Genomic DNA, 6,646 nt, shown 5'->3' on the forward strand with positions numbered 1-6,646 from the left:
CTTGCTGTCGTGGCGGCTGACTCTGTCAGCGGCCTCGCCAGCGCCCTGCGAGGAAGGCGTATTCTACTGAATCGGCTGAGCTTGTCAACTCTCTTCGCTGGCCTCACCGGGGTGAGCCTGCCATCGAAGCGCCGGTACCGCCGGCTGCCTTCAGCGTGGCGTGCATTCTACCGTCTCCGGCGCTCCTGTCAATCGCGAATCTCACTAGCCGATTCGAAAAAAACCAAACAGAAACAAGCACTTTCTCCACTTCCACCGCCGGTAACGTTTGCCCGTTGCCGGCAGCGGATGCGTACTGTACGGTTTTCCCAGCCCCCCTGCAAGGGGCCTTGTAAAAAAGTTTCAGGACGGCCGCGGGACAAGGGCGAGCAATCTGCCCACACCCGCTCTCAAGCACGCGCCTGTGGATAAGCCGGCGCCTCCATAACAACCGAAAGCACCCGCTCAAGGCGGGCGCTGGTAGACCAACTGACTTGTAATCAGTTGTTCTCGGAGTGCCGAGACGCCTTCAGCGGAGCGTTACCCGCGCATAGCGTTTCTTGCCCGCCTGGATCACATAGCTCCTGCCGGTATCGAGCATATGGTCCTTGGCGACCACCTCGCCATCGACCCTGACCCGACCGTTACCCAGCATGTCCTTGGCCTGGGCGCTGTTGTTGGCCAGGCCCGAGCGATTCAGCACGGCAGCGATGGGCGCCTGGGAGCCGCCCTCGAAGTCGACCTCGATCTCGGGCAGGTCCTCGGGCAGCTCACCCTCGGCCAACTGGTTGCCGGCAGACCGGTGGGCATTGGCCGCGGCGCCTTCACCGTGATAGCGAGCGATCAGTTCCCGGGCCAACACCATCTTGATATCACGTGGGTTGGCACCCTGCTCGGCATCGCGCTTGAGGCTTTCGATCTCTTCGTTGCTCTTCAGCGAGAGCAGTTCAAAGTAACGCCACATCAGACTGTCGGGCATGGAAACCAGCTTATTGAACATGGAGCCGGGCGCCTCATCCACGCCGACATAGTTGCCCAACGACTTGGACATCTTTTGCACGCCGTCCAGGCCCTCGAGCAGCGGCATGGTGATGACGACCTGGGGTTCCATGCCGAAGTGCTTCTGGATCTCACGCCCCATCAGCAGGTTGAACGTCTGGTCCGTCCCCCCCATCTCCACGTCGGCCTTCAGCGCCACGGAGTCATAGCCCTGCACCAGCGGATAGAGAAACTCATGGATGGAGATCGGCTGGCTGGACTTGTAGCGCTTGTTGAAGTCGTCCCGCTCGAGCATGCGTGCCACGGTGCTCTGACCGGCCAGCTCGATCATGTCGGCAGCACTCATGGCGGAAAACCACTCCGAGTTGAAGCGAACCTCGGTCTTCTCGGGATCGAGAATCTTGAACACCTGCTCCTTGTAGGTCTGGGCGTTGGCGCGGACCTCCTCCTCGGTGAGCGGCTTGCGCGTGACATTCTTGCCGGTGGGGTCACCGATGCGTCCGGTGAAATCGCCGATGAGGAAGATGACCTCGTGGCCAAGCTCCTGAAACAGGCGCATCTTGGTCAACAGCACGCTGTGACCAAGATGCAGGTCGGGGGCGGTCGGATCGAAACCCGCCTTAATACGCAGTTTGCGCCCGGATTCCAGCTTCTTGACCAGCTCGTCTTCGATCAGGATCTCGTGGGTGCCACGCTTCAGAAGCGCCAGCGCGCTCGCGACATCGGTCATCGTCTCCGACTCCACACAAATACGGTTGCCAGGCCCTGCCTGCAGGGTCCATTGAATGGGGCAGAATGTTAGCATGACTTCGCGCCTCGCGGAGGGGCTCGCAACAGGGAGTAGAGGAATGACACTGTTCATCGGCCTGATGTCCGGCACCAGTCTCGACGGCATCGATGCCGCCCTGGTCGATATCGCCGACAACGGCACGACACACCTGCGCGCCACCCACGCCGAGCCCATGCCGGAAAGCCTGCGTGAGTCGTTGCTGGCACTCTGCCAGGCCGAGCGCGTCGGATTTGCCGAACTGGCGTCAGCAGAGAGCGCGTTCTGCCGCCTGCAAGCGACAGCGGTTCAGCGGCTGCTGGCCGCCAGCGACACGCCACCTGACGCCATCGCCGCCATCGGCAGCCACGGCCAGACCATCGAGCATGCCCCTTGGGGGCATGGCAAGGCGCCTGCCTATACCTTCCAACTGGACAACCCCAGCCTGCTGGCCGAACTGAGCGGTTGCACGGTGGTAGCCGACTTCCGCCGCCGCGACCTGGCCGCCGGYGGSCAGGCGGCGCCGCTGGCCCCCGCCTTTCATGATGCCCTGTTTCGCCGGAAGGGTGAGTGGCTGATGGTGCTCAACCTGGGCGCTTCGCCAACCTGACACTATTGCCGCCGATCGAGAGCGATGCGGAGATCATCGGCTTCGACACCGGCCCAGCCAACGCCTTGATGGATGGATGGCATGCCCGTCATCGCGGCGGTCGCTTCGACCCGGACGGCATCTGGGCCGCTTCGGGGCGAGTCGACGAGACCCTGCTCGAACGCCTGCTGACCGAGCCCTTCTTCCATCGACCGCCGCCGCGCAGCACCGGTCGTGAGGTCTTCCATCTCGACTGGCTGGCGCATCACTTGACGGGCAGGGAAGCGCCAGAAGATGTGCAGGCCACGCTATCGGAGCTCACCGCCACCAGCGTAGCGCTTGGCATCGCGATGGCGAGAGAGCGACTTGAGGCACCGCCGGCAGCCGCCTGATTCCCTGTGGCGGTGGCGCCCATAATCCGGATCTACTGGAACGCCTGGCCCGGCATATCCCGGAGACGCCCCTGGTGCCCAGCAGTGACTGGGGCTGGCCGGCCGACTGGCTGGAGGCAGGCGCCTTCGCCTGGCTCGCCTGGCGAAGGCTCGAGGGCCTACCCGGCAACCTGCCCAGCGTCACCGGCGCCGCCGGACCTCGCGTGCTCGGCGGCATTTATGCCCCCTGAGGAGCGGCTAGAAATCGTCTTCGTCGCGCAGTGACAGCCGCTGCGCCGAGTCCTGCGCCTTGGCCAACACGTCGCTGCCTTCATCCGCGTACTTGATCATCATCCGCAGGTTGTTGGCCGAATCGGCATGCACCAGCGCAACCTCCTCGGTGATCTGCCCGCTCTTGTAAAGGTCGTACAGTGCCTGGTCGAAGGTCTGCATGCCGAGGTCCCGAGAGCGGGACATGGCATTCTTGATCTCGCTCACGTCTCCCTTGCGGATCAGGTCGGCAATCAGGGGCGTACGCAGCAGTATCTCGATGGCCGGACAGCGCCCGCCATCACGGGTAGGCAACAGCTGCTGGGCCACGATCGCATGCAAGTTCAGCGATAGATCGAGCCAGATCTGCTCGTGCCGTTCATGAGGGAAGAAATGAATGATGCGGTCCAGCGCCTGGTTGGCGTTGTTGGCGTGCAACGTGGCCAGACACAGGTGTCCCGTCTCCGCAAACGTCAGGGCATGCTCCATGGTCTCGCGCGTACGCACCTCACCGATCAGGATCACGTCCGGCGCCTGACGCAGCGTGTTCTTCAGTGCCACCTCGAAGGACTCGGTATCGATCCCCACTTCCCGCTGGTTGATGATCGCCTTCTTGTGGGGGTGAACGTACTCGATGGGATCCTCGACGCTGATGATATGGCCACCCACCGTCTCGTTGCGCTGTTGGATCATCGATGCCAGGGTGGTCGACTTGCCGGTGCCGGTGCCGCCCACCACGAACACCAGGCCACGCTTGAGGTTGGCCAGCTCCCCCAACTGTTGCGGTAGCGACAGCTCTTCGAGATGGGGGATGTCGAAGGCGATACGCCGGATCACCATGGCCAGCTGGCTGCGCTGCTGGAAGGCGCTGACCCGGAAGCGGCCCAGCCCGGACAGGCTCAGGGCGAAATTGGCCTCACGGTCGATCTGGAAGCGCTCCCGCAGCCCCTCGGGCACCGCCGTATTGACCAGCTCACGTACCTGAGCCAACGAGAGCTTCTGCTCCCCCAGTGCGATCAACTTGCCGGCGATCTTGATGGTGGGGGGCGCCTGCACCGAGATGAGCAGATCCGATGCTTCCTTCTGGGCCATGATGCCCAGCAGTTGCTCCAACCATTCCTGTGCTGTCATGCCCCTTCCCCCTTGCCTGTTCTGTTTCGCCACGTTTATCCAACATCCCTAGGAACCTATCGGCTTGACCGGTTCTTAACAGTAGATCACCGCCAAGCCCGACAGGCTCCTAGGCCAGCGTACCCTTGGCCCGGGCCTGGGCCTCTTCCCGTGTCACGACATTGTCGGTGACCAGCTTGGCCAGGGCCGAATCCAGGGTCTGCATGCCCAGATTGCCACTGGTCTGGATCGCCGAGTAGATCTGCGCCACCTTGTCCTCGCGAATCAGGTTACGTACCGCGGCGTTGGCGATGAGGATCTCATGGGCGGCCACTCGCCCGCCGCTCTGCCGCTTGAGCAGGGTTTGGGAAATCACCGCCTGGAGCGACTCCGAAAGCATCGAGCGCACCATCGATTTCTCATCACCGGGGAAGACGTCGATGATACGGTCGATGGTCTTGGCGGCGGAGGTGGTATGCAAGGTGCCGAACACCAGGTGGCCGGTCTCGGCGGCGGTCAGCGCCAGCCGGATGGTTTCCAGGTCGCGCAGTTCGCCGACCAGGATCACGTCCGGATCCTCGCGCAGGGCACTGCGCAAGGCCTGGGCAAAGCCGTGGGTATCGCGGTGTACCTCACGCTGGTTGATCAGGCAGCGCTTGCTCCGGTGCACGAATTCCACCGGGTCCTCGATTGTGAGGATATGGTCATAGCGGTGATCGTTGATATAGTCGATCATCGCTGCAAGCGTAGTGCTCTTGCCCGAGCCGGTGGGGCCGGTAACGAGCACCAGGCCGCGGGGCATCAGCGCCAGTCGACGGAAGACGTCCCCCAGCGCCAGATCGTCCATGGTCAGCACCTCACTGGGAATGGTGCGAAAGACTGCGCCGGCGCCCCGCGCCTGGTTGAAGGCATTGACACGGAAGCGCGCCACGCCCGGCACCTCGAAAGAGAAGTCGGTCTCGAAAAATTCCTCGTAGTCGCGGCGCTGGCGGTCGCCCATGATGTCGTAGATCAGCTTGCGGACTTCCCGGTCCTCCATCGCCGGCACATTGAGCCGCCGAATGTCGCCATCGACGCGGATCATGGGCGGCAGACCGGCCGACAGATGCAGGTCGGATGCGTTCTGTTTTGCCGAGAACGCCAGCAGTTCGGTAATATCCATGCGATTCCCCTGCTCCCAGGTGAGGTTCACTCCAGTATGCCAGACCTTTTGACATGAAGGACTTCAGGTGAGTAATACCACGAATCTCATCATCAGTGAGTCCCTGGCAGCCGCCCGAGCGCGGCTGGTCGATGCCCTGGCGGCAGCCGGGCGCCAGGCCGATGACGCACGATTGATGGCGGTCAGCAAGACCAAGCCGGCCGCCATGATCCGGGAAGCATGGGAGCAGGGACAGCGGGACTTCGGCGAGAACTACGTTCAGGAAGCACTCGCCAAGCAGGGTGAACTCGGGGGCCTCGAGGGTATCGTCTGGCATTTCATCGGGCCCCTGCAATCCAACAAGACCCGGGAGGTGGCCGAGCACTTTGCCTGGGTACACAGCGTCGAGCGTGAGAAGATCGCCCGGCGCCTGAACGATCAACGGCCCGCAGAGCTCGGGCCCCTGGACATCTGCCTGCAGGTCAATATCAGTGCCGAACCGAGCAAGTCGGGGGTCATGCTCGAGGAATTGCCGGGACTGGCCGAAGCCGTGCTGTCGATGCCATCACTCCGGCTGCGGGGGCTGATGGCCATTCCTGCGCCTGCCGAGGAGGCATCGGCCCAGCGGGAGCCCTTTGCCCGTCTGCGCCAGGCATTGGACACATTACGCGAAATGTACCCGGAGGCACCGCTGGATACCCTGTCGATGGGAATGAGCGCCGACCTGGAAGCCGCCGTGGCGGAAGGTGCCACTCTGGTACGATTGGGAACCGCCATCTTTGGCGAGCGGGACCGCACATCCTGAACACGAGACAAAGCGTCGTGCGTACCGGCATCTGGCCGGTCGCTTCATAACGAAAAAGGACAGATCGCTATGGCCAGCAGAGTCACCTTCATCGGCGCCGGCAACATGGCCAGCGCCATCATTGGCGGCATGATCGACAGTGGTCACCCGGCCACCGGTATTACTGCCACTTCTCCCAGCGATGCCTTCCTGGCGCCGATCCATGAGCGCTACGGGATTCGTACCAATACCGATAATGCCGCAGCGGTACGCGATGCTGACGTGGTGGTACTGGCCGTCAAGCCCCAGGTCATGAGGGAAGTCTGCGAAGCTTGAGCGATACCCTTCAGCGCCAGCGCCCACTGGTCATTTCGGTGGCCGCCGGCATCGATGCTGCCACCCTGCAGGCCTGGATGGGCGGCGGCACACCACTGGTGCGCTGCATGCCCAACACGCCCTCCCTGGTCGGTGCCGGTGCCGCCGGGCTGTATGCCACGCCCGAAGTCACCGACGAACAACGTAACCAGGCCAGCGAACTGCTTGGCGCCGTCGGCTGGTCGAGTGGGTCGATGAGGAGTCCCTGCTGGATGCTGTCACCGCCGTTTCCGGCAGTGGCCCTGCCTATTTCTTCCTGATG

4 protein-coding genes and 2 pseudogenes are annotated in these 6,646 nt (G+C 63.1%); 3 read left to right on the plus strand and 3 right to left on the minus strand.

Features of this window, described 5'->3' with window-relative positions; translation table 11 throughout:
* Positions 1-508: 508 nt before the first annotated feature.
* On the minus strand, positions 509-1,708 hold the full coding sequence (gene tyrS, locus Q427_RS27440) for a tyrosine--tRNA ligase (RefSeq protein WP_043518746.1): 1,200 nt from the start codon (positions 1,706-1,708) through the stop codon (positions 509-511).
* A gap of 118 nt (positions 1,709-1,826) precedes the next feature.
* On the opposite strand from tyrS, the pseudogene Q427_RS27445 reads away from it, so the two are divergent.
* Positions 1,827-2,955: pseudogene (locus Q427_RS27445) on the plus strand (anhydro-N-acetylmuramic acid kinase).
* 7 nt (positions 2,956-2,962) lie between these two features.
* On the opposite strand, the gene Q427_RS27450 reads toward Q427_RS27445, so the two are convergent.
* On the minus strand, positions 2,963-4,105 hold the full coding sequence (locus Q427_RS27450) for a PilT/PilU family type 4a pilus ATPase (protein WP_043515572.1): 1,143 nt from the start codon (positions 4,103-4,105) through the stop codon (positions 2,963-2,965).
* Positions 4,106-4,214: 109 nt separating this feature from the next.
* Positions 4,215-5,246: a type IV pilus twitching motility protein PilT gene (locus tag Q427_RS27455; RefSeq protein ID WP_043518748.1), complete on the minus strand. Its 1,032-nt coding sequence runs from the start codon at positions 5,244-5,246 to the stop codon at positions 4,215-4,217.
* Positions 5,247-5,313: 67 nt separating this feature from the next.
* Here Q427_RS27455 and Q427_RS27460 point away from each other — a divergent pair, with 67 nt between their 5' ends.
* Entirely contained in the window at positions 5,314-6,030 is a 717-nt protein-coding gene (locus tag Q427_RS27460) for a YggS family pyridoxal phosphate-dependent enzyme (RefSeq protein ID WP_043518750.1), read from the plus strand.
* Between the two features lie 69 nt (positions 6,031-6,099).
* Positions 6,100-6,646, plus strand: a pseudogene (locus tag Q427_RS27465) (pyrroline-5-carboxylate reductase family protein); the annotation flags it as partial.

This window comes from Halomonas sp. BC04 (assembly GCF_000568385.1).